The sequence below is a fragment of the Kordiimonas sp. UBA4487 genome (genome assembly GCF_002389025.1).
Taxonomy (GTDB): domain Bacteria; phylum Pseudomonadota; class Alphaproteobacteria; order Sphingomonadales; family Kordiimonadaceae; genus Kordiimonas; species Kordiimonas lacus.
This window is the reverse complement of the sequence record NZ_DGNR01000015.1, coordinates 401,179-426,327: the sequence shown is the minus strand read 5'-3', so window position 1 is coordinate 426,327 and position 25,149 is coordinate 401,179. Positions and strand designations below refer to the sequence as shown.

The following is a 25,149-nucleotide window of genomic DNA, read 5'->3' as shown; positions in this document are numbered from 1 at the left end:
TTTGTCAGCGGGCGGTATTTGAAAAAATGCTGTTTTCTGCATTTTTCTGTGAACGGCTGTCGGGTAGGCCTGCAAAGCTGAGCCCCCAGCGGGCGCGGATATCGGTGCGTACATCTTCGCGCCATGGCAGGTCATAATGCGTACCGCCAGGCACAGTGATGAAACTGTCGTCTGGGCCCAGCACTGCGGCCAGCGCTTTGCCGGAAGCATAGTCGATAATCCTGTCATTGGTGCCGTGGTAAATCACGATATGGCCCTTGGCCCTGGCCAGCTTCTGATCATTCCTGAGTGGATATTCCGCCAACAGCGCGATCGGCAGGAAAGGATAGCGTCGTTCGGCCACATCAATGATTGATTTCATGGGGGCAAACAGGATCGTGTTCTTGACGTCCCGCACGGCAGATACGTGGCTCGCGAATGTGGTGCCCATGGAATAGCCAAACACCCGGACATCCCTGCCTTTATAGGCGTCAGTGGCCCAGTCGTACCAGGCTTCGGCATCAGACAGCAGCGCCGCTTCAGAAAGTTCGCCCCGGCTTTTCCCAAAGCCACGATAGTCCATCGATAGCACATCAAACCCCATGTCGAGGAAGGGTTCTGCTATCTGCTCCGACCAGCTCACGTTGCCCATGTTTCCCTTGTAGTAGATCAGCACCCCACGGGATGGGCGATCGGTCTTGAACAGCACGCCATGCAGCTTGGCACTGTCTTCGCCTGAGATCAGGACTTCATCATAAGGCGTGTCGAAAGCATAAATGTGCCCGTCAGGGACGGGCGCGAAGTGAAACATCAGTTTTTCTTGATTGAGATAGATGGCAGCAGCCATCCCGACATACAGGAAGATTGCGACGGATGTTACTCTGACAACTGCTTTCATCATGGGACACACTGCTCTCTACACAAGGGTTCGCTGGTGTCCTCCCCTTCACCTTCAGGTTAGGCTGAATCTGTAAAGAAAGCGTAACCTGATGATTACAAGTTAGGAATGAATTTTGCCGAAAATGCGGCCGTTAGCCGGTGGTTTCCTGGATCATAGTGTACCCAAAAACCGGATCATACCTATTCGATCGCCTAATGAATAGAGTTGGAACTGCGATCATTAAGATCAACGGATAGATGAGCGCACGCAATATATGAATCGTTACACCACCAGCTGCTCCCGTTTTGTTCGCCTGCCTTATACCAAAAGCGATCATCATCGGTGTCCTTCGTTGGCCCCAGAATATTGGCAAAAGCCAGTACCCGAAATGTCCCGCCAATGAAAAGACCAACTTAATCAAGTCATGAAATGGCGTTTCTAAGGGAGCAGTCATTCCGATCCATTTCATGACCACAAACAAAACATACCAAAGCAGGACATCAAGCATACAGATCAAGAGCTGACGATCAGGAGATATCAACGTTCCCTTGTCATAACCCATCCTGAGCCCTCACAAAAAATAACTATTTTTTATATATAGTTAGGCTGGCCACTGGTTCAACGTAGATAAATATTAGCCACGACCTTTTCCATCAATCGGTCTGGCTTGGCGGGCTGTTCAAATCCGAACTTCCTGTACAGCGGATGCATGTCTGCCGTTGCCAGCATCATTCGCCTGAGGCCTTGGAGTTCCGGATGCGCCATGATGACTTCCATCATCCAATAGCCAAGGCCATTGCCGCGCTCATCGGCGTCCACATAAACGTCAGCCAGATAGGCGAATGTAGCCTTATCGGTGATCATGCGGGCACAGCCAACCTGGCCTTTATCCGTGTGGAACAGGCCAAAGGCCAGTGAGTTGGTAAAGCCCTTGACCACCGTCGCCATCGGAATGCCCTCTGACCAATAGGCGTTTGAAAGCCAGTTGTGCACCTTGGAGAAGTCGAAATCGATGATGTTCGTGCAAATATGATACGGCAGGCTGTCATGCTTCACGCAGAAATCACTCACGCTTTTTGCTCCCAACCACCCTGCTCTCGCTGCTGCCAATAAGACATCTCAACGCCCATTTCCTTGAAGGCCTTCCAGTCAGCCCGGGCTTCGGCGACGATACCCTCATCCCGACCATCAAACATATAAAGACAGCGATCATAGGCGCCCATATCCGGGCATTTGACAGCGTCGATCAGCACCAAAATCTTGGCACCGTTCGGATTGTCGTCACCTGTTGTCAGGTAGATGGGTTGCTCGGACGGATCCTGGCAGCCTTCCTTGTCGTGGGGGATAAAGCTTGCGGGATCGAAATCCCACAAGACCTTGTCTACTGTCTCCATCAGGCCCTTGCCCGGGAGCTTAACCACGGCGTTCTGACCCGTTTCATATACCTTTGCCATCAGCTGGGGCAAAGCTTGCTCCAGCGTCTGGCGCTGCAGGTGATAGAAACGGATCTCCGCCATGGCACTTAGCCTTCGTAATTGTCGGCAACAAACTTGTCGAGCAGCCGCACACCGTAACCGGTACCGCCTTTTTCAGACAGAGGCAGGTCCTTGTCTGACCAGACGGTGCCGGCGATGTCGATATGGCACCACGGCACATCGTTGGTGAAGCGCTTCAGGAACTGCGCCGCTGTGATTGAGCCCGCACCGCGCCCACCGATATTCTTCATATCAGCCGTCGGGCAGTCGATCAGCTTGTCATAGTTCTTGTGAAGCGGCAGGCGCCAAACCTTGTCACCGGTGTCAGTCGCGGCTTTGGAAAGGCCATTGGCCAGTTCGTCGCTATCGGTAAAGATACCCGCATGTTCATTGCCGAGTGAAATAATGATGGCACCAGTAAGCGTCGCCAGGTCCACCATGAACTTCGGCTTGAAGCGGTCCTGGCAGTACCAAATGGCGTCAGCCAGCACCAGGCGGCCTTCGGCGTCTGTGTTCAATATTTCAATGGTCTGGCCGGACATGCTGGTTACCACGTCGCCCGGGCGCTGCGCGTTGCCGGACGGCATGTTCTCAACCAGCCCGACGATCGCGACAACATTGACCTTCGCCTTGCGGCCTGCGAGCGCTTTCATCAGGCCGACAACCGTACCGGCGCCGCCCATGTCCCATTTCATCTGTTCCATGCCTTCGCCAGGCTTCAGGGAAATCCCGCCAGTATCGAAGGTTACACCCTTGCCAACAAAGGCAATCGGCTGGTCGTCTTTGCCGGCGCCATTCCAACGCATGATCGCAAGCTGCGATTCCCGCTCGGACCCCTGGCCCACACCCAAAAGCGCGCCCATGCCAAGCTTGGCCATTTCAGCTTCTCCCAGTACTTCAACGTCAACTCCGACAGCGGACAGTTCCCGAATCCTGTCAGCAAAGCTTTCCGGATACAGGATGTTTGCAGGCTCCGAGACCAGATCGCGGGTCAGGAACACGCCTTCAACCACAGCCTCGCGGCTGGCGAATGCTTCTGAAGCCTCAGCGTCGGCTGACGCCACAATCACCTTCTTCAGGGTTGGCTTCTTGGCCTCTGGTTCTTTGGTGCGATATTTGTCGAACCGGTAAGACCGCAAAAGCGCGCCTTCGGCGATTGCCACGGCGTCAACACCTTCAGCAACCACTGTCGCGGTATCACTGCCCGCGCCAAGGAGGCCAGCCACAGCGGCTGCGCCGGTTTCAACAACGTCCGTTGCTGACATCTTCGCAAGCTCGCCAACACCCAGCAGCAATACGCGCTCAGCGTCGAGGCCTGCGGGTGCGATCAATTGAAGCTTCTGACCCTGACCGCCTGTGAAGCGGGAGGTTTTCATCGCCTTCGTCAGCGCGCCGCCCGAAGCCTTGTCGGCCTCTGCCGCCAGTCCGGAAAGGTCTTTGTCCTTCTCTACCAGAAATACTGCTGCGCCTGACGCGGGCAGTTCCAATGCAGAAAACTCGATTTGCATGGGAAAATCCTCTTTTTGTTTTGTTTGTATGCGGGCCACACAGAAAGGAACCCGGTGGCCGCGCCCTCCCCCAACCTAATGCCTTTTCTTGGTTTCAGTTGCAAGCATCGCTCGCGAAATCGCCACATTTTTAGGAAAGATACTGCCCATGACCTGCTTTTCTGATGGCGTGTGTGGAGAAAAGCCGCAAGGTCGTTGCGATAATGGGCCACACCCGCTATCAAGGCTCAAACAGTTTAGGGTGGGAAACTCCAGCAGTGTCAATTCAGTCGGCTTTCATCAATGGCTTCGCGGCGGCCTGTCTTCTTGGATCAACCGCCCTCACCATGCCTGCGCACGCTCAGGCAACTGGAAACCCCGGAGAAACGGTAGATTTCGAAGCCGACCAGATCAGCTATGACGCCGACACTGGTGAAATCCTGGCCCTCGGCCGCGTCCTGCTGAAGCGCGATGGCTATACCCTTCGGGCTGGTGAAGTCCGCTACAATGAAAAAACTGGCGAAGCGCAAGCCTCCGGCGCTGTGGAACTGATCGCCCCCAACGGCGACCGTATCATGGCTCCGCGCATTGAGCTGAGCGACTCACTCAAGCGCGCGTTCGTTGAGGATATCCGCCTTATCATGTCGGACGGCGCCCAGGTGGCTGCCGCAAGCGGCGTGCGGAACGACAATGAAACCACGCTGGAAAAAGCGGTCTATAGCCCGTGCAAAGTGTGTGCGGACGGTAGTGACAAACAGCCGCTGTGGCAAATCAAGGCGGTCAAGGTGACCCATGATCGGGAAAAACGGCGGCTTTACTATAAGGACGCCAGCCTCGAGATTCTGGGCATTCCGGTGATGTGGACGCCGTATTTTTCGCATCCGGACCCAACGGTTGACCGGGCCAGCGGCCTGTTGCCCCTGGATATCCAGACCACCAAGAACCTCGGTTTCGTGATCGGCGTCCCCTATTATCATGTCTTCAACGAAAGCAGTGACGCGACATTCACACCAACCTACACCTCTAAGGAAGGTCTTCTTCTTGAAAGCGAATATCGCCAGCACCTCGGTTTTGGGCAGTTTGAGGTAGACGGTAGCATCACCTATGCCGACCAGCGCGACGAGATTACCAACGACCCAACGGGTGAAAAGGAATTTCGCGGGCATATCAGCAGTGAGGGCGAATTCAATCACTCGAAGCGCTGGCGGTCTACTTACAGGCTGAACTGGGCGTCAGATGACACCTTTCTGCGCCGTTATGACATCTCGGACGCCGATACGCTGATTAGCGAATATCTTCTCGAGGGATTTTACGGACGGTCCTATGTGTCCGCCCGCACTATTGGTTTCCAGGGTCTGCGGATCGAGGATGTTGCCGGGAAAACAGCCTTTGCCCTGCCGTTGATCGACGCAGAATATATCCCAAGTTTCCAGCCTTTTGGCGGCACAGTTAAATTGCGCGGCAACGCGCTGGCTCTGCACCGCACCGACGGTCTGGATACCCAGCGTGTCTCGCTATCTGCCAACTGGCAGCGGCGCTGGATCACCGCCAACGGCTTTGTCATTGATGCCGACGCCCTGCTCCGTACCGACGCCTATAATCTGGATGACGCAGACCAGCCGGACGATGCCGCCTTTGCCGGTACTTTCGGCAGCAGGTCGGGCAGCGAATGGCGCAACCTCGCGCGGGTTACCGGCACAGTTACCTGGCCGTTGGTGAAATTCACCGAGGGCGGGTCCCACACGATTGAGCCGATCGCGGAAATCACCGTGTCACCGCGCCGCGGCACGCCCGATAATATTGTCAATGAAGACAGCCGCGCCTTTGAATTGAACGATCTGAATCTTTTCTCGGCCGAGCGAGCCTCTGGCTATGACCTCTGGGAAGAAGGCAGCCGCCTGACCTACGGTCTTCGCTGGCGTTTTGATGGTGCTGACTGGACAACTGATGTCATGCTGGGTCAAAGCTGGCGCTTGAGCGGAACAGATTTGGTGTTTGCTGATGGTGCAGGTCTTGAAGGCGATGTATCTGACCTCGTCGGCCGCACGCTTATCACCTACAAAGGCTGGCTGGATTTTGAGCATCGCTACCGGGTGGATGAGCAAACCTTTGCTGTCCGCCGCAATGAAATCAATGTCGCAATGGCCAATGAAAAGCGTGGTTTGACCGTCGGCTACCTGAAGCTGGATCGGGACCTCGGTTTCATCAACCGTGAAGACCGTGAGGAAATCCGCGCCAGCGCCTTTTACCAGATCAAGGAAAATTGGCGACTGAGCGGCGGCTTCACGCACAGATTAACCGGCGCGATCATCGACGGCGTCGCCGAGGATTCCGGTGGGGTTGAATATGATGTTGGGGTGTCTTACACCAATGAATGTATCGATCTGGGCCTCAGGGTACGCAAGACCTTCACGCGTGACCGCGACGTCGAGCCCGGAACATCTATTTTGTTCCGGCTTAAATTAAAGAATTTGGGCTAGTGCATTGGTGGAAAACCGTCTAAAAGGCTAGCTTGTCGGGGAGCCCACAAGGGGCGGAACGAGCTTTTTTAAATTATTAAGAGACAGCAAAGTTTGGGCATGGCGAGAGTTTTGAATACAGCAAAAATTTGGGTACAGCGTATGATCGTGGGGGCAAGCGTGGCTTTGATGGCCGCAACTGCAGCCTATGCTCAGCAAGCCATCAACAGCATTGAAGTTCTCGTCAACGACGAACCAATTTCCAGCTATGATATCAACCAGCGTCTGCGTCTCGTAATCGCCGTCTCCGGCGGTGTGCAATCTGAACAAGAATTTCTGAAGGTGCGTGAGCAAGTTGTCCAGTCGATGGTGGACGAGCGCCTGCAGCTCCAGGAAGCTGCGACGGTCGAGCTTGAAATCCCGGACGCCCAACTTGAAGAATTCTTTGGCCGCCGGGCGCAAGGCTTGGGCCAATCGCCGGAACAGTTTGCCCAGGCGCTTGCCGGTATCGGCTCCAGCAAGCAGACCATGCTGGATCAGATGGAAGCTGAACTGGCCTGGTCCCAACTGGTTCAGGGCCGCCTGGGCTCTTTCGTCAGCGTGTCTGATGAGGAGGTAGAGGCCTACATTCAACGCATCTATGACAACCGCGGCAAGTTTGAGTATCGCCTGGCTGAAATCGTCCTCCTCGTGGATTCAACCGAGCAAGAGGCCGCAGTAAAAGCAAACGCTGAAGAACTGGTTTCCCGAATCCGTGGCGGCGCCTCCTTCCCTGCGATTGCCCAGCAGCTTTCGGCATCATCCAGCGCAGCCGTTGGCGGTGATATCGGCTGGATCGTCGCGGATGACCTCGATGGCCCCTACAGAAAGGCTGTTGACGAGGTCAGCGTCGGTGATGTGGCTGAACCTATTCGTACGCCTGGCGGGTACCTGATCCTGGCGGTCCGTGATCGCCGCCGCATTCTGACCGCCGATCCACTGGATACCCAGTTTTCGCTGCGACAGATTCATCTGACCGCCGAAAAAGCACAAGACGCTGAAGCCGTTGCCCAGTTTAAAGGCGTGGTTGAAGGCCTGCACACGCGTGAAACCACTTGCGGGCAGGTCCAGCAATTCGCGACCGACGCCGGTGCAGATGGCCCGGTGGAAATTGGCGTTCTGCGCCTTCGGGACCTTCAAGGCCAGCTGCGCGGTGCTGTTGAAGGCGCCGATATTGGCCAAGCCAGCGAGCTCATGGAAATGGAAGACGGCATGCGCGTGCTGTTTGTCTGTGACCGGCAGGAACCACAGGTGCAGGAGCCTGAATTTGATGCTGTCTATAACCAGCTCGAACAACAGCGCCTTTCCATGATGGGCCGCCGCTACCTGCGTGACCTGCGCCGCGACGCCATCATCGATTACCGCTAATCGGACAAAATCCATGTCAGACAATCAGGCTCCCCAATCGGACACGCGGCCGCTGGCCGTCACCATGGGAGAGCCTGCAGGCGTCGGCCCTGAGCTGATCGCCCGCCTGTGGCAGCAAAGGGAAGCGCTGGAGCTGTCCCCATTTCTTTATGTCGGCGCCGCAGAAGCCTTGCGGGCGGCCATCCCCGACTTGCCTCTTCAATCCGTCTCTGATCCTGGGGAAGCTTATGAAATCTTCCCTTACGCCCTGCCGGTCATGGAAGTCAGCCTTGCGGTGCCAGTCACCCTCGGCGAACTCAATCCTGCAAACGGCGCAGCGGTTGTCGGGTCGATTGATCTCGCCTGCGATCTCGCCCTTAAAGGCGCGGTCAGCGGCGTTGTGACAGGCCCTATTCACAAGGCTGCCTTATACAAGGCCGGTTTTGCCGCTCCCGGCCACACCGAATATCTGGCGCGGCGCTGCAACATGCCCGATACGTCATCCGTGATGATGCTGGCCGCTCAGGACCTGCGCGTTGTGCCCGTCACCATCCACATAGCTCTCAAGGATGTACCCAAGAAGCTGACAGCTGACGCCATCATTCACGCAGGTATGGTGACACACCATGACCTGAAGGCGCGCTTTGGCATTGAAAAGCCGCGTATCGCCGTCGCGGGCCTTAACCCGCATGCCGGCGAGGACGGCGCGATGGGGATGGAAGAAGCCACCCATATCACGCCAGCCATCTGGGCCCTTAGGGATGAAGGGGTAGATGTTACCGGCCCTCTGCCCGCCGACACCCTGTTTCATGCAGAAGCCCGTGCGCGCTATGACGCGGTGCTGTGCATGTATCATGATCAGGCGCTCATCCCTGTCAAAACGCTTGATTTCTGGAGTGGTGTGAACATCACGCTGGGGCTTCCCATTATCCGCACATCGCCCGACCATGGCACCGCGCTCCCACTCGCTGGCACAGGCGAGGCACGGACAGAAAGCATGCTGGCGGCGATCCGCACCGCAACAGACATGGCCCGAAAGGCGTCATCATGACCGATAGCCTGCCGCCACTGCGCGACGTGATCCGCGAATATGACCTGCGCGCCAAAAAATCGTTCGGCCAGAACTTCCTGCTGGATCTGAACCTGACCCGCAAGATTGCCCGCGTGCCGGGCGATATCAGTGACAGTGTGGTCTATGAAGTCGGCCCTGGCCCTGGCGGCCTGACCCGCGGCTTGCTGGCTGAGGGCGCCAAACGCGTCGTGGCTGTTGAGATGGACCCGCGCTGTCTTGATGCGCTTGCGGACATATCCGCGGCCTATGATGGCCGGCTGACCGTTCATCAGGGCGATGCCCTCAAGATGGATGAGCAAGAGCTGCTGGCAGCCAAAGAAGGCGAAAAGATGCGCATCGCCTCCAACCTGCCCTATAACGTGGGCACGATGTTGCTGATCAAATGGCTGACACTGGATGACTGGAAGCCTTGGTTCGCCTCGCTGACGCTGATGTTCCAACGCGAAGTGGCAGACCGCATTGTGGCCGAGCCCCGCACCAAGGCTTATGGGCGCCTGTCTGTGCTCGCGCAGTGGCGCGGCAAGGTACGGATCGCACTGAATGTGCCCGCTGCGGCCTTCACGCCGCCGCCGAAGGTCGCCAGCGCAGTGATCCATTTTGAACCGACAGAACCGCTGGACCCTGACGTGAAACTCAAGGACCTGGAGCTGGTGGTCGAGAAAGCCTTCGGCCAGCGCCGCAAGATGCTGCGTGCCAGCCTGAAGGCCCTGCCCGTTGACCCACAAAAGCTGCTGGCCATGGCCGAAATCGAGGAAACCAAGCGCGCAGAAGATGTGCCGGTTGCAGATTTCGTCCGGCTGGCAAAATGCTATGGCGTCATGAAGGCCGATGCACGGCCTTAGAAAAAAGCGTCACTCAGCGTCGCGGTTTGCGCGTTCGTCCATCAGGCCACGCACAAATTCCGACATACCTGGCCGGCGTTCACGGCGATAGCGCTCAGCGCGCACGATGGCTTTGAGGTCCGCATAGGTTTCCTCAAGATCGTCATTGACCAGAACATAATCATATTCAGCCCAGTGACTGATCTCGCTCTCCGCCTTGGCCATCCGCCCGGCGATCGTCTCTTCGCTGTCCTGACCGCGTTTCTTCAGGCGGCTTTCAAGCGATGCAATGGAAGGCGGCAGAATGAAAATACGAACCAGATCAATTGCCTTTGAGCTGGACATCAGCTGCTGCGTGCCTTGCCAGTCAATATCGAAGATGACATCCCTGCCCCACAGCAACGCCTGTTCAACCGGCTCGCGCGGCGTCCCGTATTTGTTGCCAAACACGGTGGCATACTCCAGTAGCCTGTCGTTTTCGACCATCTCGTTAAACCGCTCAGGGCTGACGAAATAATAGTCCTTGCCATCCACTTCACCAGGGCGTGGCGGGCGTGTGGTTGCGGAAACGGACATCACAACATCCTTGTCATCTTCCAGCAACCGACGCGTCAGCGTGGTTTTTCCGGCGCCGGACGGCGACGACATAACAAGCATCAAGCCCCGGCGGCTATGAACAGACTTATGTGGCATGCATCCCTCTAATGTTTTGTTATTATTCGATATTCTGGATCTGTTCACGGAACTGATCAATAAGCGCTTTCAATTCCAACCCGATCTTGGTTAGCGCTGTGTCGCTTGATTTGGAGCACAGTGTGTTCGCTTCGCGGTTAAATTCCTGGCACAGGAAATCCAGTTTCCTGCCGACGGGCTGATCACTGGCAAGAAGCAGCTTAGCCTCAACCACATGGCTGTCCAGCCTGTCCAGTTCCTCCTGAATATCAGCTTTCACCGCCATGGTGGCCAGCTCCTGCGCAATCCGATCCTCAGCGACCGGCTTATCGATATTCTCAAGCTTGGCCAGCTGCTGGCGGAATCGCGCATGCATGGCCTCAAGCCTGTCGCCTGACACCGCCCGCGCGTCTGTTGCCAGCTGCGCGATATCGGCGAGCTGCGTTTCCAGAATTGTGCCCATCCGCGCACCTTCGTCTGCCCGCGCCGCCTTCAGGTCTGTCACGACGGTTTTGAGGTCTTTAAGGAGTACAGCTTCAAGGGCGGATCGTTCGTCATCTGTCATATCGCGGGAGGTCAGGTCCACCACGCCTTTAATAGCCAGCAGCCCATCGATGCTGGCCTTTTCCACACCCGGGACGTCTGAGAACCTGGCGGCCACATCAATCAAGGCCTGGAGACGGTCTTCATTGACCACAAAGCTGGCGTCGTCGCCATCGCGCTCAACATTCAGGCTGATATAGACCGAGCCACGGGCAAGCATGCCAGAGACGGCCTTTTTGATGGCCAGATCAAAACCGTCAAGGAACGACGGCAGCTTGGCGCGTACCTCCAAGCCCTTGTTGTTGACGCTTTTGACTTCCCAGTTCCAGCGAAACCCAACGTCCGCGCCGGCCCCACGGGCAAATCCTGTCATGCTGTTAAGCGGCATATACTGCTCCTAATGGCTCCTCGAGCTGTGCACTATAATGCCCAGAACGCCAATGGGCAGCCCTAATTTGCCGATTGTTGGAATTTCCTAGCGGGACTCGCGCTCGATCTTGCGCCAGCGCACGACATTGCGGTTATGGTCCTCAAGCGTGGATGCAAACGCGTGGCCGCCCGTGCCGTCTGCCACGAAATAGAGATACGGCACATCGGCCGGGTTCATAACAGCTGCGATTGCGTCACGGCCAGGGTTGGCGATTGGCGTCGGCGGCAAACCACCAACCCGGTATGTGTTGTATGCCGTTTCTTCCCTGAGGTCCGCGCGGCTGATCGGGCGGTCCAGCGGCATTCCGGTCGTGATGCCGTAGATTACCGTGGAGTCGGACTGCAGCCGCATGTTCTTCTTCAGCCGATTAACAAAGACGGCGGCCACGAGCGGGCGTTCACTCGCGACTGCGGTTTCCTTTTCCACGATGGAGGCCAAAACCAAGGCTTCCTCGACTGAGGAAAATGGCAGGTTGTCGGCGCGCGTTTCCCATGCATTCAGGAGCACCTCGTTCATCGCGCGGGCCATGCGGGCAATGAGTTCTGTGGCCTTGTCGCCACGTTCATAAAAGTAGGTGTCTGGCAGCAAGCTGCCTTCCATCGGTGCCACCATTCCCTCAAGATCAAGTCCGTCCGCACCCTTCAGCAGCAACATGACCTCAGAAACAGACAAACCTTCAGGAATGGCCAGTCTGTGCAAATAGACATCATGCTTTTTGATCTGGTCCAATGTCGCAGAAAGCGGTTGCCCGGGCAGGATTTCATATTCCCCGGCAAGGAGGCCGCGTTCCATGCCCCTCAGGCGGACAACAAGGCTGAAATGCCACGGTGCGGCGACGAGACCGCCCTCATAGGCCAGCCAGGCTACGCGCTTCACCCCCATACCAGGCTCGATGTAAAGATACTGAGCCCCGGGCCCAAGCGCGGGTGTGCGGGCAAGGTGGCGCGTGATGCCGGCCCCAACTGAAGCCAGAATCACCAACGTGCCAAGCACTAGGATGAAGGTATGAAAAAACCGGCTATTGATCATGTCAGGCAGCCTATCAGGCCAGGGACAATCTCAAAAGCCGGTCTTTAATTCTCAAGGGCGCTTAATCAGTCGCCGTTGTATTCGCGCATCACCAGAGACGCGTTGGTGCCGCCGAAGCCGAAGCTGTTCGACAGCGCGGCTTTCACCTGGCGCTCCTGCGCTTCAAGCGCCACCAGATCAATGCCGTCGCAGCCCTCAGCCCGCTCATGCAGGTTCAGGGTTGGCGGCACCACGTTATCGGTGATGGATTTGATACAGAAAATGGCTTCAACCGCGCCGGCAGCCCCCAGAAGGTGGCCAATGGAAGACTTGGTCGACGACATGGCAATTTTGCTCGCGTGTTCACCAAGAAGGCGTTTCACAGCGCCGAACTCAATCGGGTCGCCTACTGGGGTCGACGTGCCATGCGCGTTGATATAGTCAAGATCGCCAGCTGTCATACCTGCGCGTTTCAGCGCAGCTTCCATGGCGCGGTAGCCGCCATTGCCGTCTGGCGCAGGAGCCGTCACATGATAGCCGTCACCAGACATGCCGTACCCAACGACTTCCGCATAGATTTTGGCACCACGTTTCTTGGCATGCTCAAGTTCTTCAAGCACAACAACGCCTGCACCTTCACCCATCACGAAGCCGTCATGACCTTTGTCCCATGGGCGCGACGCAGCGGTTGGATCGTCGTTATAATGTGTGGACAGAGCCTTCGCCTGACAGAAGCCGGCATAACCGATTCCACAAATTGACGCTTCGGCGCCGCCCGCAACCATCACATCCGCATCATCAAGAGCAATAATACGGGCTGCATCGCCAATGGAATGCGCGCCAGTCGAACAAGCGGTCACTGCCGCATGATTCGGACCTTTGAAGCCATACTTGATGGACACGTTGCCAGAGGCCAGGTTGATGATGGAGCCCGCAATAAAGTGTGGGCTTACCTTGCGCACGCCGCGCTCATGCAGAACGATCGACGTATCGGAAATCCAGCGCAGGCCACCAATGCCCGCACCAATCATCACACCGGTCCGCAGGCACTCTTCTTCGCCTGGCTCTTCCCAGCCCGAGTCCCGGACAGCCTGAATTGCCGCGGCCACACCAAACAGAATGAAATTGTCTACGCGACGCTGCTCTTTCGGCAGCATCCATTCGTCGGCGTTGAAAGTGTCGCCAGAGCCATCGCCCAGCTTCACTTCACAGCCAATTTTACATGGAAAGCCTTCAGTATCGAAAAGCGTCACCGGACCAGCGCCAGAGTGACCTTCGATCAGTCGTTTCCAGGTGCCGTCTACGCTATCGGAAAGCGGAGACACCATACCCAAACCAGTAACAACGACACGTCTCATCGGTAATCCTTTATTTCTATCATTCAGCCCAAAGTCTGACAGAAATTGAAAAAGGGCAACAGCCTACCGAGCGGCGCGGCTGTTGCCCTTTCTGATAGCAGATTCAGCTTAGGAATTCGCGCTAATAAAGTCGATAGCGTCTTTCACAGTCTGAATTTTTTCAGCCGCGTCGTCCGGAATCTCGATGCCGAACTCTTCTTCAAACGCCATCACCAGTTCAACGGTATCAAGGCTGTCTGCGCCCAGGTCGTCGATGAAGCTGGCTGTGTCGGTTACTTTATCTTCGTCAACACCCAGGTGCTCGACTACGATCTTTTTCACCTTGTCGGCGATTTCGCTCATTGCTCTTTTCCTCGTTTTTAACCCGATAAAAAAAGGGGATTATCCCTTAATCAAAACCCCTTGTTGCGGAAATCCTAGCAATCTGAGCCAGATCGCCCGCATCGAGGGCGCTAGTAACACAGTTTCTTCCCTTTGAGAAGCCTCTGTTATGCTTTTGTGGCCGCAGCCACAAAATCGTGTTTTGGGAAAATCCCAATTAAATCATTGCCAGGCCGCCGTTGACGTGCAGCGTTTGGCCAGTGACATATTTTGCCTCTGGGCTCGCTAAATACAAGACCGCAGATGCAATATCTTCCGGTTCACCCAGGTCGCCAGATGGGATACCGCTTGTGATGGCGGCTTTCTGGTCATCGCTCAGCACGTCGGTCATCGGCGTGCCAATAAAGCCCGGCGCCACGCAATTCACCGTGATTCCGCGGCTTGCAAGCTCTGCCGCCAACGCCTTGGACATGCCGATCATGCCCGCCTTGGACGCGCAATAGTTGGCCTGCCCCGGGTTACCGGTCACGCCAACCACGCTGGTGATATTCACCACGCGCCCCCAGCGGGATTTCATCATACCCCGCATCAGGGCCTTAATGAGGCGGAAAGAAGACTCGAGATTGACCTGCATGACGCTGTCCCACTCGTCTTCCTTCATGCGCATGGCCAGATTGTCTTTGGTGATCCCGGCGTTGTTGACCAGGATATCCACCCCGCCCATGGCGTCAGCCGCATCTTTGGCTAACTGGTCCACGCTTGCGCGGTCGGAAAGGTTCGCGGCAATCACATGCACGCGGTCACCCAGTTCCGCCTTCAGTTCTTCGAGTTTTTCTGCGCGTGTACCGGAAATGGCCACTTCAGCGCCAGCGGCATGCAGCGTTTTCGCAATCGACGCACCAATGCCGCCCGTGGCACCTGTTACAAGCGCCTTTTTGCCTTCAAGATTAAACATAGTAATTCCCCTGACTGGCCTTAAAGCGATGCCGTGAAGGCTTCGATATCGGCCGGATCCTGAATATTCATTGTATTGAGGTCGCGGTCAATACGGCGCGCGAGGCCGGCAAGCACTTTGCCTGCCCCAACCTCAACCATATCGGTGATGCCCAGCGATCCCATGGACGCCACGCTTTCGCGCCAGCGCACAGCACCGGTTACCTGCTCCACCAGCAGGTTGCGAATGCCTTCTGGCTCGCTCACGGGTGCGGCCAGCACGTTGGCAATCACCGGCACCACTGGGCGCTCGATGGTCACATCGGCAAGCGCGTCTTTCATCTCAAGGGCCGCTGGTTTCATCAGCGGGCAGTGGAAGGGGGCGGACACCGGCAGCAACAGGCCGCGCTTGGCGCCTTTTGCCTTGGCAATCTCAATCGCGCGCTCAACAGCCGCCTTATCGCCGGATACAACAACCTGACCGTCGGCGTTATCATTCGCAGCCACAACCACCTGGCCTTTGGCTGCTTCTTCAACAACCGCGTTCACGTCCTCAAGGCTGAGGCCCAGGATCGCCGCCATGGCACCCTCGCCCACTGGGACGGCACGCTGCATGGCCTGGCCGCGCAACTTAAGAAGACGCGCTGCATCAGCAACTGAAAAAGCGCCAGCTGACGCCAGGGCCGAATATTCACCAAGGGAATGGCCCGCAACGTGACTTGCCAGTTCGCCCACCTTCAGGCCACCATTTTCCAGAATGCGGATCACAGCCAGGGAATGCGCCATCAGCGCGGGCTGGGTGTTTTCCGTCAGACGGAGATCGTCCTCGGGGCCTTCCCACATGATTTTGGAGAGATCTTGAGAAAGGGCGTCGTTCACTTCCTCAAAGACCAGACGGGCTGGCTCAAACGCTTCAGCCAAAGATTTCCCCATGCCGACATATTGACTGCCTTGGCCTGGGAATACGAGTGCGCGGGTCATTCATGAACCTCCGATTTGCCTCAAATCTGATGAGGGAATGGCATAGGCCGTAGCGGAATGGCAAGTCTTTAAGGCAAATAATTGCACGAGCCCACGCTTTCCCTTGCTTTTGGGCTAGTCGGGCGGTATAGAAGCGCGTCTCGAGTCTCGGGCTTAAGCCTGAGGCGGCGGGATTTTGTTAAGGAAAGCTGGAGGCGTCCGTCACTGCGACTGGCGAACAATCAGCACTAAAGGAGCAAAACATGGCTTTTTACGAGCATGTTTTCATTGCGCGTCAGGACATCACTGCGTCGCAAGTTGAAGGCATTACCGCCGACTTCTCCAAAATCGTTGAGGAGAACGAAGGCAAGGTCGCAAAGACCGAATACTGGGGCCTTAAAAACCTCGCATACAAAATCAAGAAAAACCGCAAGGGTCACTATATTCTTATGAATATCGACGCCCCTCACGCTGCGGTTGCTGAGATGGAGCGCCAGGCGCGCCTGCATGACGACGTTCTGCGTTTCATGACCATCCGCGTTGACGAGCTTGAGGAAGGTCAATCGATCGTTCTTCGCTCGAAAGCTGACAAAGAACGCCGCGGTCCACGTGGTGAAGGTCGTGGTGAAGGCCGCGGCGACAATCGTGGCGAAGGCCGCGGTGACAAAAGGGAGTCTCGCTAATGGCTGCTCGTCGTCCATTTTTCCGCCGTCGTAAAACATGCCCGTTTTCCGGTGAGAACGCACAAACCATCGACTATAAAGACGTAAAGCTGCTGCAGAAATATGTTTCTGAGCGTGGTAAAATCGTACCTTCCCGTATCACTGCCGTTTCTGCGAAGAAACAGCGTGAGCTGGCGAAAGCGATCAAGCGCGCCCGTAACATCGCCCTGCTGCCGTTCATCGTTCAATAATCGCTCAATCCAAGGAGACATAAAATGGAAGTCATCCTGCTGGAACGTGTCGAAAGACTCGGTCAAATGGGCGAAGTTGTAACCGTTAAGGACGGTTTTGCCCGTAACTTCCTGCTGCCGCAGAAAAAAGCCCTGCGCGCAACTGAAAGCAACAAAGCAGCTTTTGAAGCTGACCGTGCCCGCCTTGAAGCAGAAAACCTTGAGCGCCGTAAAGACGCTGAAGCTGTTGCTGCCAAGATGGAAGGCCTGAAGGTCATTATGATCCGCGCTGCTGGCGAATCCGGCCAGCTGTACGGTTCCGTAACCAGCCGCGACATCTCTGACGCCGTGACTGAAGCTGGTGTTGCGGTCAACCGCAACCAGGTTGTTCTGGACCGCGCGATCAAAACGCTTGGCCTGCACGACGTTGTTATTCGTCTGCACCCGGAAGTCGCTGAAACTGTTGTTGTGAACATCGCACGCTCTGCTGACGAAGCTGAGACGCAGTTCAACACCGGTTCTGCTGTTACTGCCGCTGACGTTGAAGACGTTGTTGAAGAAGAAGTTGTTGAAGAACTCTTCGAAGACGAAGCGCCAGAAGAAGCAGTTGAAGAAGTTGCAGCTGCAGCTGAAGAAGCTGAAGAGGAAGTTGAAGCCTAATCGCTTCAAACTCTCGCAAAGTATAAGAAGGCGGCCCAAGTGGCCGCCTTTTTTGTTGGCTTATAGCATGACGTTATCAGTGGTCAGGTCATCGAGACTGATGCCAGACAGTAGGATCACGGTATCGCCAAAGCTGATGGTAACGCCGGTGCTGTCTTCCGTGGTCGCGGCCTTCAGGGCGGCCAAGTCAGCAAAACCTGAACCGTCCAGGAGCAGGATATCCTCGGCCGCGCCGAAGTCCGTCACCGTGTCACTGCCGTTGGTGGCTGTGAAGGCGAAAGTGTCCGCGCCCGTGCCGCCGGTGAGAGTGTCATCACCGCCGCCGCCCCACAGGGTGTCACCGCCGTCGTCGCCCGCGACCGTGTCATTGCCCGCGCCGTTGAACAGTAGGTCATCACCGCCCCCACCCGCGAGATTATCATCCCCGCCGCCACCAAAGAGCGTGTCCTGCCCTGCGCCGCCGTCCAGCGTATCAGCGACCGCGCCGCCACCTGCGTACAGCACATCGTTTCCTGCATAGCCGTAGATGATGTCGCTGTCAGCGCCGCCGCCGAGCGCATCATTGCCGTTGGCGCCGTGGATGACATCATCGCCGCTTCCTGCCCACAGCTCATTGTGGCCGCCCCCTGTGGGGTCGACTGTACCGCCCTCCCAGAAGCCGCCCACAAGCGTGTCATCGCCGCTGCCGCCAAACATGGCGTCATTGCCGCCTTCGCCGACCGCCAGGTCATTGCCTGCGCCCACGCCGATGATGTCGTCGCCAGACCCGCCATAATAGCTGTCGGCGCCCAGATCCCCCGCGCCGGCCCACATGCGGTCATCGCCCTGCATGCCGTAGAGCGTCTCGTCAAACGCGGCGCCCACAAGCGTGTCGTCCTGGTCTGTGCCGATGCCCATGGTGAAGACGGCGTCGGATGAGGTTTTGAACGCTGTCTCGCCGCCGATCTTTGACGTGGAGCCCGGCGCCAGCTTCAGCAGCACCGCGTCCATCAGCGCAGCTGCATTGACGCTGTTCTGGCCCAAAGCATCGTCAAGAACAGGCACCCCGCCGTTGGCCGCATTCATCAGGGCCCAGTCGTCGGTGAAATAATAGGTGTCGTCGTCAGTGGCCGCGTCGCCCAGGAACGTCAGCGACAGGCTGTTCACGGTGCCCGAGTTGCCGTTATCGACCGTATCGCGGATCACCAGCGTCCATTCGCCCGCACTCTCCTCGCCCCAGAAACCGCGGGCAAGGATGTCCCACACAAGGTTGCCGGTCTGCTCGGACCGATCATAATCTTCTGCTGTGAGGCGGGGTGTATCATAAACGATGATGGAGGTACCAGACGGCGAAACCAGCACCATTTCAAGCTCCGCCCACACATCATGGGTGATATCGAGGGAAAGTGTCACCCCGTCCAAATCAAGGCCTTCAGTATCACCCGTCCTGAAACTGAAGGTCAGGTCGGCGCCATAGGTGATGGTTTCATCACTTGTCTGAAAAGCATGGCTCTGCTCCATCAGGTTTCCGCTGTGGCGCGTCATCGTCCAGGTTTCTGCCAGGCGCACAGCGGCATGAGCATCCACCATGCCAAAACCATAGTCGGACGACCAGTGAAAGCCACCACCGTTGATAGAAGCGGAACCGTTTATAATCCAGGGATTGTGCTCATACTCATGCAGGCCATCACGGCCGGTTCCCAGCGCGCTGCCTGTATGTGCGCTCGATATTGCCAGGATCTCCTGGACGTCGCGCCATCCCAGGTCGGTGTCACCAAAAATATTATTCGTACCCGCCTGCAGCACCAGTGCGGTCACGCCAGTGACGGTGGGAGCTGCGCCAGACGTACCGCTGATCAGCGCATAGTTGCCGCTGTTGAAATCGGAATCCGTGCCGCCGAGGACCCGTACAGGGAAATTGCTGAAATATTCCGCCGCAATTCGGGGCGTCGTTTGGCCATAGTTTGCATCTGCCGGAATTTCGGCGCCATATTCCAAGACATCGCCATAGTTTCCAGGACGGTCAGTTGTGAGAGATGCTTCGTTGCCATAGAGTGTGGATAAGGGTGCGGCGATATGCATGCTGGCACCGAAGCTTGTTACATAGTTTACGAAGCCGTCGGCATTGATCCAGCTTACGGGGAGAATTTCGAGATGGTTCAGGCCAACAGGGGTGTCGAGTGAGCCATCTCTGTGTCCTTGGTTGCCAGCGCTGGTAATCCAGATGGTACCAAGGCCGGATCGACCAGTGACTAAATCGGACGTATATTGATCATACAGATTAAAATTGGAGTCGCCCAAAGCTCCACCGGAGGTGAGAGAGACATTAATTATATCAACGCTGTTGACTGGTATATGTTCGATGAAATCATCACCAACGATATAGCCACCTGTTTCGATGGTATAAGCAACATCTCCAACAATTTCTGCACCAAAGGCAATCCCAACAACACCAATACCGTTATTTGCTTCCGCACCAAAAATACCTGCCGTCTTTGTCCCGTGTGCCGCACCTAAGTTTGCAATAAACCCCAGGAAGTTTTCGTGAGTGTAATTGTTCAGCCGTGAGAAATTCGGAATAAGATCTGGCGCACTCGGATCAATCGGTTCCGCCGATCCGATCAACACGCCGCTGCCATCATATTCATCCCAAACAGGAATGATATTGATATGGGCGCTTTCGGTATAGGCGCCTGTCCCATCAACCATGAAACCCGTCAGGTTGGCCTGAAAGGGAAACAACGGGTCATTGAAGGGCACATACGTGCCAGCAAAATCCCCAAACGGAATGGTATAGCCATCGTCCGCACCATCGGTGGTCTCCGGTGCCGCAATGTCCGTGCTGGTGCCCCCCATCTACCTGGTCCCCAATCGTTTGCCTGAAAATACACACTTCCACCAAAGTGTTAATGGCACATTAAAGCTAAAATGCCACTCAAATTTCACGCGCGCCCCGACTTATCCCCATAGTTATACCCCTGTGGAAAACTCTGTGGTGGAAAACCCGAATTGGCGGTTGGATCATCTGCTGAAATCTGTATTGTCGCCCTCACCAGGCTCGAGGGGCGCAAGACCCCTGGGGAGGAGGCCTGGGCTCAGGGTTTGGAAACGCACCACGGAGGGTTGCACTTTATGGAAGCTGTCAAGAAGGACGCTGCCAACGATGAAGGCAGTGAGCTGAACTATCGTCAGCCGCCTCATAACCTGGAAGCCGAACAGGCGCTTCTGGGGGCTGTTCTCGTGAACAACGAGGCTGCGCAGAAAGTTCAGGGCTTCCTGCTCGCGGAACATTTCTACGAGCCCGTGCACGGCCGCATCTATGAAAGTGTCCTCAAGCTGATGGACAAGAACCAGATTGCGGACCCGGTCAAGCTCAAACCCTATTTTGAGAATGATGAGGCGCTCGCGGATGTGGGCGGGGCGCGCTATCTGGTGCGCCTGGCGGCGTCAGCCACCACCATCATCAATGCCGAAGACTACGGTCGTACCATCTATGATCATGCCATGCGCCGCGCGCTCATACAGATCGGGGAGCAGATGGTGAACGACGCGTACGACGCGCCCGTTGACGTTGAAGCCACGGAACAGATCGCGGATGCCGAAAAGCAGCTGTTCGATCTGGCCGAGATGGGCCAGGCGGAAACGGGCGCGCAGGCATTCTCAAAAGCCCTGCGTACAGCCGTTGAGAATATTGAGAATGCCTACAAGGATCCTGACAGCCTGTCTGGTGTCACCACTGGCCTGGCTGCACTGAATGACAAGATTGGCGGGCTGCATAACTCGGACCTCATGATCCTTGCCGGGCGACCGGCCATGGGGAAAACCGCGCTCGCCACCAATATCGCATTCAACGCCGCCAAACGCTATGCGGATGACCGCCTTGCCGGTATCCCACCGGAGAAATCCAAGGGCGCCGTTGTTTGCTTCTTCAGCCTCGAGATGTCAGCCGACCAGCTGGCCGCGCGTATCCTGTCGGACCGCGCCAACCTGGTTTATGACGGGCCGGAGCCGATCCAGTCGCACAAAATGCGGCAGGGTAGCCTGGACCAGCGCCAGTTCGAGGCCATCGCCCGAGCCGCCATTGAGCTTGAGGACGTGCCGCTGTTCATCGATGACACCCCTGCCCTCACCATCGCAGCCCTCCGGAACCGGGCCCGGCGCCTGAAGCGCCAGCATAACCTCGGGCTTGTGGTGGTCGATTACCTCCAGCTTCTGCGCGGATCGGGCAAAGGCACGGCCGCCGACAGCCGGGTACAGGAGATTTCCGAGATCACCCGGGGCCTGAAGGGCCTGGCGAAGGAACTGCATGTGCCGGTTCTGGCGCTGTCGCAGCTCAGCCGGGGTGTGGAGCAGCGCGAAAACAAGCGCCCGATGCTGTCCGACCTTCGGGAATCAGGCTCGATCGAGCAGGACGCGGATATGGTGATGTTTGTATTCCGGGAAGAATACTACAAGGAAAAGGAAGAGCCGTCCCAATCCGACCAGGAAAAGCACGTCCAGTGGCAGGCCGAGATGGAAAACCTGTACGGCAAGGCCGAATGTATTATCGGCAAGCAGCGTCACGGCCCTGTGGGCACCGTGCATCTGGCGTTCGAGAAAGATTGCACGCGCTTTACCGACCTTATCGAGGAAGATCACCTTCCCGAACGGTTCGACTAGCCTTACACAGATGTCAAAGAAAAAGGCGGGCCCGATGGTCCGCCTTTTTTGTTATCAGTCGCAGATAATCTCAGTGCTGGTGCCGTCTGAGCGTTCCACCACGATGGTGCCACCGTTTTTCTTGCAGCTAACGGTACCATCTTTGGTGTGAACGACAACGTCGCCGCCTCGGCCTTCAATCTCGATCTCGTCACCGCTAACACTGACCCGGTCACCGTCAGACGTCACGACAATATCGTATCGGTCGCTGTCACCGGATGTCAGTTTGGCACTGACAAAAGCCAGGACGGCTGCACCGCCGGCCAACGCAATAAAAAGCTGGTTTCTGGTCATAAGTTTTCCCTCGCTATTGGGTCGCCATTCTATTTTATTTAAGCGACTAAGGAAAATATGGCGAAAAGCGGTTGGAATTTCAACTGATGACTTGTGAAGAATGGCGGAGGCTGCCAGAAGCAGCCCCTTAAAAGCCCATCATGTTGCGATGCTCTTTGGGCACCCGAAGCACGAGCCCGTCGAGGTCAGCCGTGATTACCACCTGACATCCAAGCCGCGATGTGGCGCTGAGGCCCAAGGCGAGATCAAGCATTTCTTCTTCGTCGTCGCTGGCTTCAGGCAGCCGGTCAAAGTGGGCATCGTCCACAATCACATGGCAGGTTGAACAGGCCATGTTTCCTTCGCAGGCACCTTCCATGTCGATACCCAGTTCATGAGCGAGTTGAAGCACGGTCACACCTGGCTCTGTTTGAACCGACTTTTCTTCGCCTCCAGGCAGCAGGAATGTCACCGTTACCTTGCTCATGACTTCAGTCCCCCCATTTCCCTGACCGCACTGATCAGCGTCTCTGCCGCGAAATCAATTTCGTCATCGCCTGTGAACCGCCCGATCCCGATCCTGAGCGCCGATTTCGACAGCGCTTCTGTCCGACCAATGGCCTGCAGCACATAGGAAGGCCCGCTGACCGCTGATGCGCACGCAGCACCCGATGAGACCGCCAGCGACCGGATATTCGCGAGCAGCAGATCGCCGTCCAGACCGGGGAAGCTGAGATTCAGGTTGCCAGCCCAGCGCATTTCTTCATCTCCATTAACAAGAAGACTTGGTAATTCTTTGAATAATTTAGACTTAAAGCGGTTCATGATATGCGCCAACCGGTCTTTTTCCTGCGCCATTTCAGCCTTGCATATGGACGCGGCCGCACCCAGCCCGGCGACAAGCGCAGGCGCCTGGGTTCCGGAACGAATGCCGCCTTCCTGCCCGCCGCCGGACATCTGGGGTGTCAGGGCAGTCTGGCGACCCGACCGCTTGTAAAGCGCGCCGACGCCCTTCGGGCCGTAAATCTTGTGGCCGGAAATGCTCATCAGGTCGATGTTCATGGCGTTCACGTCGAGCGTAATCTTGCCAAAGCCCTGTGCTGCGTCCGTATGGAACAGTGCGCCCTTCGCCCGGCAGATGGCACCAATGTCAGCCATAGGCTGGATCACACCAATCTCGTTATTGACCGCCATCACCGATACGAGCGCTGTCTCGTCCGTCACGGCTTCCGCCAATTGGTCCAGGTCTATCAGACCGTTGGGGCGCACCGGTAGGTAGGTGACACGGTACCCTGCCCGCTCAACCGCCTTTGCGGCCTCCAGCACGCATTTGTGCTCGGTTACCACGGTCACCAGATGGGGCTTTTTCCTGCCCCAGACATCCATGATGCCGTTGAGCGCCAGATTGTTGGCTTCCGTCGCCCCAGAGGTGAAATAAATCTCGCCCGCATCAGCGCCGATCACCTCGGCTACCTGTTCGCGCGCGATATCCAGTGCAGCCTCAGCTTCCCAGCCAAATCGGTGGGTCGAGGAATGCGGGTTGCCAAATTTGCTGGTTAGATAAGGCATCATGGCGTCAAGCACCCGCTCATCCATTGGCGTGGTGGCCTGATAGTCCAGATAGATGGGTGTCGTCACCATAAAGCGGTGTCTCCCGCGTTTATCTTGCCCGTGTACGAGTATAAATGGATTTCCAGGCTGCGACAAAGGCGTCCACATCCTCTTCGGTGGTACGGTAGCCCAACGAGACCCGGATCGAGCATTCTGCCAATTCTGGGGCAAAGCCCATGGCCGTCAACACATGCGAAACCTTCACCTTGCCGCTTGAGCAGGCAGATCCGCTTGAGACGCAAATGCCGTTCAGGTCAAAGTGCATCACCTGCGTTTCGCCCTTCACGCCCGGCATGATCAGGCAACTGGTGTTGGCCAGTCGGTCTGCACCGCTGCCCACAACAATAGCGTCGTTGGCTGTGGCGCGAACTTCACTTTCAAGCTTGTCCCTGAGCGCGCGAATGCGGTCCATATCGCCAAGGCCCACCATGGCTTCCATGGCCGCCGTGCCAAAACCGGCAATGCCAGCGACATTTTCGGTCCCTGACCGGCGCGACAGTTCCTGACCGCCCCCTGGGATCAGAGATTTCAGCGGCGCTGTCGGCCCCAGCACAATGGCGCCCACGCCCTGCGGCCCGCCCAGCTTGTGGGCAGACAGGCTCAGGTAATCAACACCCAGTGCCTTGAAATCAAGCGGGATTTTACCTGCAGCCTGCACGGCGTCTGTAAACACCCGCGCGCCGAATTCTTTGGCCAGTGCGACGATTGCCGCCACATCCTGTATCGCGCCCATTTCATTGTTTGCCAGCATCACAGACACCAGTGCCGGCTTTTCCGCCTTCTCAAGCAGGCCGCGCAACGCTTCCATATCCACGACGCCCTGATCGGATGTGGGAATCACATATGTCGGAAGACCGCTTTCCTTTGCCGCTGCAAAAACGCAATCATGTTCGATCGCGGAAACCAGTATGGATGCTGCGCCGACACCCCGAATCACCGTGTTGGATGCTTCTGTACCGCCCGAGGTAAAAACCACATCCCGTGGCCGGGCATTCACAAGCGCTGCGACCTGCGCCCGCGCTTCCTCGACCCGCGCCCGGGCTCCGCGCCCCGCGGCATGGACAGACGACGGGTTACCCACCGACTGCATTACTGCTGTCATGGTGTCTATCACCGCGCTCCGGATCGGGCTCGTGGCGTTATAATCAAGGTAAACTAAGCGCTTCATAAGGCCATCACATAGGCCCTAACAAGGGCCTGATCAATTCTATTTTTCACCAAACGCATGAGATTGCTTGCGAATCGGTACCAA

At 56.7% G+C, this 25,149-nt stretch carries 25 protein-coding genes; 8 read left to right on the top strand and 17 right to left on the bottom strand.

Annotated features, from left to right (window positions below):
• Positions 1-4 precede the first annotated feature (4 nt).
• The 5 genes from B3Z17_RS18405 to B3Z17_RS18385 form a co-directional block, all read right to left on the bottom strand.
• Positions 5-880 (bottom strand): alpha/beta hydrolase, encoded by an 876-nt coding sequence (locus B3Z17_RS18405; RefSeq protein ID WP_286831254.1) that lies wholly within the window; start codon positions 878-880, stop codon positions 5-7.
• A gap of 130 nt (positions 881-1,010) precedes the next feature.
• Positions 1,011-1,421: a hypothetical protein gene (locus B3Z17_RS18400; protein WP_286831251.1), complete on the bottom strand. Its 411-nt coding sequence runs from the start codon at positions 1,419-1,421 to the stop codon at positions 1,011-1,013.
• Positions 1,422-1,477: 56 nt separating this feature from the next.
• Positions 1,478-1,930 (bottom strand): GNAT family N-acetyltransferase, encoded by a 453-nt coding sequence (locus B3Z17_RS18395; protein WP_286831248.1) that lies wholly within the window; start codon positions 1,928-1,930, stop codon positions 1,478-1,480.
• A complete protein-coding gene (locus B3Z17_RS18390) occupies positions 1,927-2,376 on the bottom strand; it encodes a DNA polymerase III subunit chi (protein WP_286831245.1) in 450 nt (149 codons plus the stop codon). The genes B3Z17_RS18395 and B3Z17_RS18390 overlap by 4 nt, the downstream gene beginning before the upstream one ends.
• 5 nt (positions 2,377-2,381) lie before the next feature.
• A complete protein-coding gene (locus B3Z17_RS18385) occupies positions 2,382-3,842 on the bottom strand; it encodes a leucyl aminopeptidase (protein ID WP_286831243.1) in 1,461 nt (486 codons plus the stop codon).
• A 257-nt stretch (positions 3,843-4,099) separates the two neighbouring features.
• Here B3Z17_RS18385 and B3Z17_RS18380 point away from each other — a divergent pair, with 257 nt between their 5' ends.
• From B3Z17_RS18380 to rsmA, 4 genes are all read left to right on the top strand, one after another.
• Positions 4,100-6,301 (top strand): LPS-assembly protein LptD, encoded by a 2,202-nt coding sequence (locus B3Z17_RS18380; protein ID WP_286831242.1) that lies wholly within the window; start codon positions 4,100-4,102, stop codon positions 6,299-6,301.
• Positions 6,302-6,400: 99 nt separating this feature from the next.
• A complete protein-coding gene (locus tag B3Z17_RS18375) occupies positions 6,401-7,687 on the top strand; it encodes a peptidylprolyl isomerase (protein WP_286831241.1) in 1,287 nt (428 codons plus the stop codon).
• A 13-nt stretch (positions 7,688-7,700) separates the two neighbouring features.
• On the top strand, positions 7,701-8,717 hold the full coding sequence (pdxA, locus tag B3Z17_RS18370) for a 4-hydroxythreonine-4-phosphate dehydrogenase PdxA (RefSeq protein WP_286831240.1): 1,017 nt from the start codon (positions 7,701-7,703) through the stop codon (positions 8,715-8,717).
• Complete coding sequence (rsmA, locus tag B3Z17_RS18365; RefSeq protein WP_349680342.1) at positions 8,711-9,580, top strand: 16S rRNA (adenine(1518)-N(6)/adenine(1519)-N(6))-dimethyltransferase RsmA; 870 nt, start codon at positions 8,711-8,713, stop codon at positions 9,578-9,580. The genes pdxA and rsmA overlap by 7 nt, the downstream gene beginning before the upstream one ends.
• A gap of 9 nt (positions 9,581-9,589) precedes the next feature.
• On the opposite strand, the gene gmk is transcribed toward rsmA, so the two are convergent.
• The 7 genes from gmk to fabD form a co-directional block, all read right to left on the bottom strand.
• Positions 9,590-10,252: a guanylate kinase gene (gene gmk, locus B3Z17_RS18360; protein WP_286831236.1), complete on the bottom strand. Its 663-nt coding sequence runs from the start codon at positions 10,250-10,252 to the stop codon at positions 9,590-9,592.
• Positions 10,253-10,274: 22 nt separating this feature from the next.
• Positions 10,275-11,162 carry a YicC/YloC family endoribonuclease gene (locus B3Z17_RS18355; protein WP_286831234.1) on the bottom strand — a complete coding sequence of 296 codons (888 nt, stop codon included), beginning with the start codon at positions 11,160-11,162 and terminating at the stop codon, positions 10,275-10,277.
• A gap of 87 nt (positions 11,163-11,249) precedes the next feature.
• A complete protein-coding gene (gene mltG, locus B3Z17_RS18350) occupies positions 11,250-12,233 on the bottom strand; it encodes an endolytic transglycosylase MltG (RefSeq protein WP_286831232.1) in 984 nt (327 codons plus the stop codon).
• Positions 12,234-12,298: 65 nt separating this feature from the next.
• Positions 12,299-13,570 carry a beta-ketoacyl-ACP synthase II gene (gene fabF, locus B3Z17_RS18345; RefSeq protein WP_068306473.1) on the bottom strand — a complete coding sequence of 424 codons (1,272 nt, stop codon included), beginning with the start codon at positions 13,568-13,570 and terminating at the stop codon, positions 12,299-12,301.
• 108 nt (positions 13,571-13,678) lie between these two features.
• Positions 13,679-13,912: an acyl carrier protein gene (locus tag B3Z17_RS18340; protein ID WP_068145829.1), complete on the bottom strand. Its 234-nt coding sequence runs from the start codon at positions 13,910-13,912 to the stop codon at positions 13,679-13,681.
• 196 nt (positions 13,913-14,108) lie between these two features.
• Positions 14,109-14,846 carry a 3-oxoacyl-[acyl-carrier-protein] reductase gene (fabG, locus tag B3Z17_RS18335; RefSeq protein WP_068306476.1) on the bottom strand — a complete coding sequence of 246 codons (738 nt, stop codon included), beginning with the start codon at positions 14,844-14,846 and terminating at the stop codon, positions 14,109-14,111.
• A gap of 20 nt (positions 14,847-14,866) precedes the next feature.
• Positions 14,867-15,805, bottom strand: a complete 939-nt coding sequence (gene fabD, locus B3Z17_RS18330; RefSeq protein WP_068306480.1) for an ACP S-malonyltransferase — start codon at positions 15,803-15,805, stop codon at positions 14,867-14,869.
• A gap of 242 nt (positions 15,806-16,047) precedes the next feature.
• Between fabD and rpsF the strand changes: the two genes are divergently transcribed.
• Genes rpsF through rplI form a run of 3 tightly spaced genes read left to right on the top strand, consistent with a single transcriptional unit; the run spans position 16,048 to position 17,336 of the window.
• Positions 16,048-16,467, top strand: coding sequence for a 30S ribosomal protein S6 (rpsF, locus tag B3Z17_RS18325; RefSeq protein ID WP_068306484.1), 420 nt, complete (start codon positions 16,048-16,050; stop codon positions 16,465-16,467).
• Positions 16,467-16,697 (top strand): 30S ribosomal protein S18, encoded by a 231-nt coding sequence (gene rpsR / locus B3Z17_RS18320; protein ID WP_068306487.1) that lies wholly within the window; start codon positions 16,467-16,469, stop codon positions 16,695-16,697. Before rpsF ends, rpsR begins: the two co-directional genes overlap by 1 nt.
• Positions 16,698-16,721: 24 nt before the next feature.
• Positions 16,722-17,336 (top strand): 50S ribosomal protein L9, encoded by a 615-nt coding sequence (gene rplI / locus B3Z17_RS18315; protein ID WP_286831220.1) that lies wholly within the window; start codon positions 16,722-16,724, stop codon positions 17,334-17,336.
• Between the two features lie 60 nt (positions 17,337-17,396).
• Here the strand turns inward: rplI and B3Z17_RS18310 are convergent, their stop codons facing one another.
• Positions 17,397-20,171 (bottom strand): S8 family serine peptidase, encoded by a 2,775-nt coding sequence (locus tag B3Z17_RS18310; protein WP_286831217.1) that lies wholly within the window; start codon positions 20,169-20,171, stop codon positions 17,397-17,399.
• A 276-nt stretch (positions 20,172-20,447) separates the two neighbouring features.
• Between B3Z17_RS18310 and B3Z17_RS18305 the strand changes: the two genes are divergently transcribed.
• Positions 20,448-21,974, top strand: a complete 1,527-nt coding sequence (locus B3Z17_RS18305; RefSeq protein ID WP_068306493.1) for a replicative DNA helicase — start codon at positions 20,448-20,450, stop codon at positions 21,972-21,974.
• Between the two features lie 54 nt (positions 21,975-22,028).
• Here the strand turns inward: B3Z17_RS18305 and B3Z17_RS18300 are convergent, their stop codons facing one another.
• From B3Z17_RS18300 to B3Z17_RS18285, 4 genes are all read right to left on the bottom strand, one after another.
• Positions 22,029-22,307, bottom strand: a complete 279-nt coding sequence (locus B3Z17_RS18300) for a hypothetical protein (RefSeq protein WP_068306495.1) — start codon at positions 22,305-22,307, stop codon at positions 22,029-22,031.
• A 127-nt stretch (positions 22,308-22,434) separates the two neighbouring features.
• Positions 22,435-22,773, bottom strand: coding sequence for a ferredoxin family 2Fe-2S iron-sulfur cluster binding protein (locus B3Z17_RS18295; protein ID WP_068306497.1), 339 nt, complete (start codon positions 22,771-22,773; stop codon positions 22,435-22,437).
• Entirely contained in the window at positions 22,770-23,927 is a 1,158-nt protein-coding gene (locus B3Z17_RS18290) for a cysteine desulfurase family protein (RefSeq protein ID WP_286831213.1), read from the bottom strand. Before B3Z17_RS18290 ends, B3Z17_RS18295 begins: the two co-directional genes overlap by 4 nt.
• Positions 23,928-23,946: 19 nt before the next feature.
• The gene (locus B3Z17_RS18285) at positions 23,947-25,065 is read right to left on the bottom strand and encodes a cysteine desulfurase family protein (RefSeq protein ID WP_286831211.1); all 1,119 of its coding nucleotides are present in this window, start codon (positions 25,063-25,065) and stop codon (positions 23,947-23,949) included.
• Positions 25,066-25,149 lie beyond the last annotated feature (84 nt).

Excerpts from the sequence above, each read along its gene's own strand:
- B3Z17_RS18405 (WP_286831254.1), bottom strand. The coding sequence starts at position 880 with ATGATGAAAGCAGTTGTCAGAGTAACATCCGTCGCAATCTTCCTGTAT.
- B3Z17_RS18400 (WP_286831251.1), bottom strand. The coding sequence starts at position 1,421 with ATGGGTTATGACAAGGGAACGTTGATATCTCCTGATCGTCAGCTCTTG.
- B3Z17_RS18390 (WP_286831245.1), bottom strand. The coding sequence starts at position 2,376 with ATGGCGGAGATCCGTTTCTATCACCTGCAGCGCCAGACGCTGGAGCAA.
- B3Z17_RS18385 (WP_286831243.1), bottom strand. The coding sequence starts at position 3,842 with ATGCAAATCGAGTTTTCTGCATTGGAACTGCCCGCGTCAGGCGCAGCA.
- B3Z17_RS18375 (WP_286831241.1), top strand. The coding sequence starts at position 6,401 with ATGGCGAGAGTTTTGAATACAGCAAAAATTTGGGTACAGCGTATGATC.
- pdxA (WP_286831240.1), top strand. The coding sequence starts at position 7,701 with ATGTCAGACAATCAGGCTCCCCAATCGGACACGCGGCCGCTGGCCGTC.
- gmk (WP_286831236.1), bottom strand. The coding sequence starts at position 10,252 with ATGCCACATAAGTCTGTTCATAGCCGCCGGGGCTTGATGCTTGTTATG.
- B3Z17_RS18355 (WP_286831234.1), bottom strand. The coding sequence starts at position 11,162 with ATGCCGCTTAACAGCATGACAGGATTTGCCCGTGGGGCCGGCGCGGAC.
- mltG (WP_286831232.1), bottom strand. The coding sequence starts at position 12,233 with ATGATCAATAGCCGGTTTTTTCATACCTTCATCCTAGTGCTTGGCACG.
- fabF (WP_068306473.1), bottom strand. The coding sequence starts at position 13,570 with ATGAGACGTGTCGTTGTTACTGGTTTGGGTATGGTGTCTCCGCTTTCC.
- B3Z17_RS18340 (WP_068145829.1), bottom strand. The coding sequence starts at position 13,912 with ATGAGCGAAATCGCCGACAAGGTGAAAAAGATCGTAGTCGAGCACCTG.
- fabG (WP_068306476.1), bottom strand. The coding sequence starts at position 14,846 with ATGTTTAATCTTGAAGGCAAAAAGGCGCTTGTAACAGGTGCCACGGGC.
- fabD (WP_068306480.1), bottom strand. The coding sequence starts at position 15,805 with ATGACCCGCGCACTCGTATTCCCAGGCCAAGGCAGTCAATATGTCGGC.
- rpsF (WP_068306484.1), top strand. The coding sequence starts at position 16,048 with ATGGCTTTTTACGAGCATGTTTTCATTGCGCGTCAGGACATCACTGCG.
- rpsR (WP_068306487.1), top strand. The coding sequence starts at position 16,467 with ATGGCTGCTCGTCGTCCATTTTTCCGCCGTCGTAAAACATGCCCGTTT.
- rplI (WP_286831220.1), top strand. The coding sequence starts at position 16,722 with ATGGAAGTCATCCTGCTGGAACGTGTCGAAAGACTCGGTCAAATGGGC.
- B3Z17_RS18310 (WP_286831217.1), bottom strand. The coding sequence starts at position 20,171 with ATGGGGGGCACCAGCACGGACATTGCGGCACCGGAGACCACCGATGGT.
- B3Z17_RS18305 (WP_068306493.1), top strand. The coding sequence starts at position 20,448 with ATGGAAGCTGTCAAGAAGGACGCTGCCAACGATGAAGGCAGTGAGCTG.
- B3Z17_RS18300 (WP_068306495.1), bottom strand. The coding sequence starts at position 22,307 with ATGACCAGAAACCAGCTTTTTATTGCGTTGGCCGGCGGTGCAGCCGTC.
- B3Z17_RS18295 (WP_068306497.1), bottom strand. The coding sequence starts at position 22,773 with ATGAGCAAGGTAACGGTGACATTCCTGCTGCCTGGAGGCGAAGAAAAG.
- B3Z17_RS18290 (WP_286831213.1), bottom strand. The coding sequence starts at position 23,927 with ATGGTGACGACACCCATCTATCTGGACTATCAGGCCACCACGCCAATG.
- B3Z17_RS18285 (WP_286831211.1), bottom strand. The coding sequence starts at position 25,065 with ATGAAGCGCTTAGTTTACCTTGATTATAACGCCACGAGCCCGATCCGG.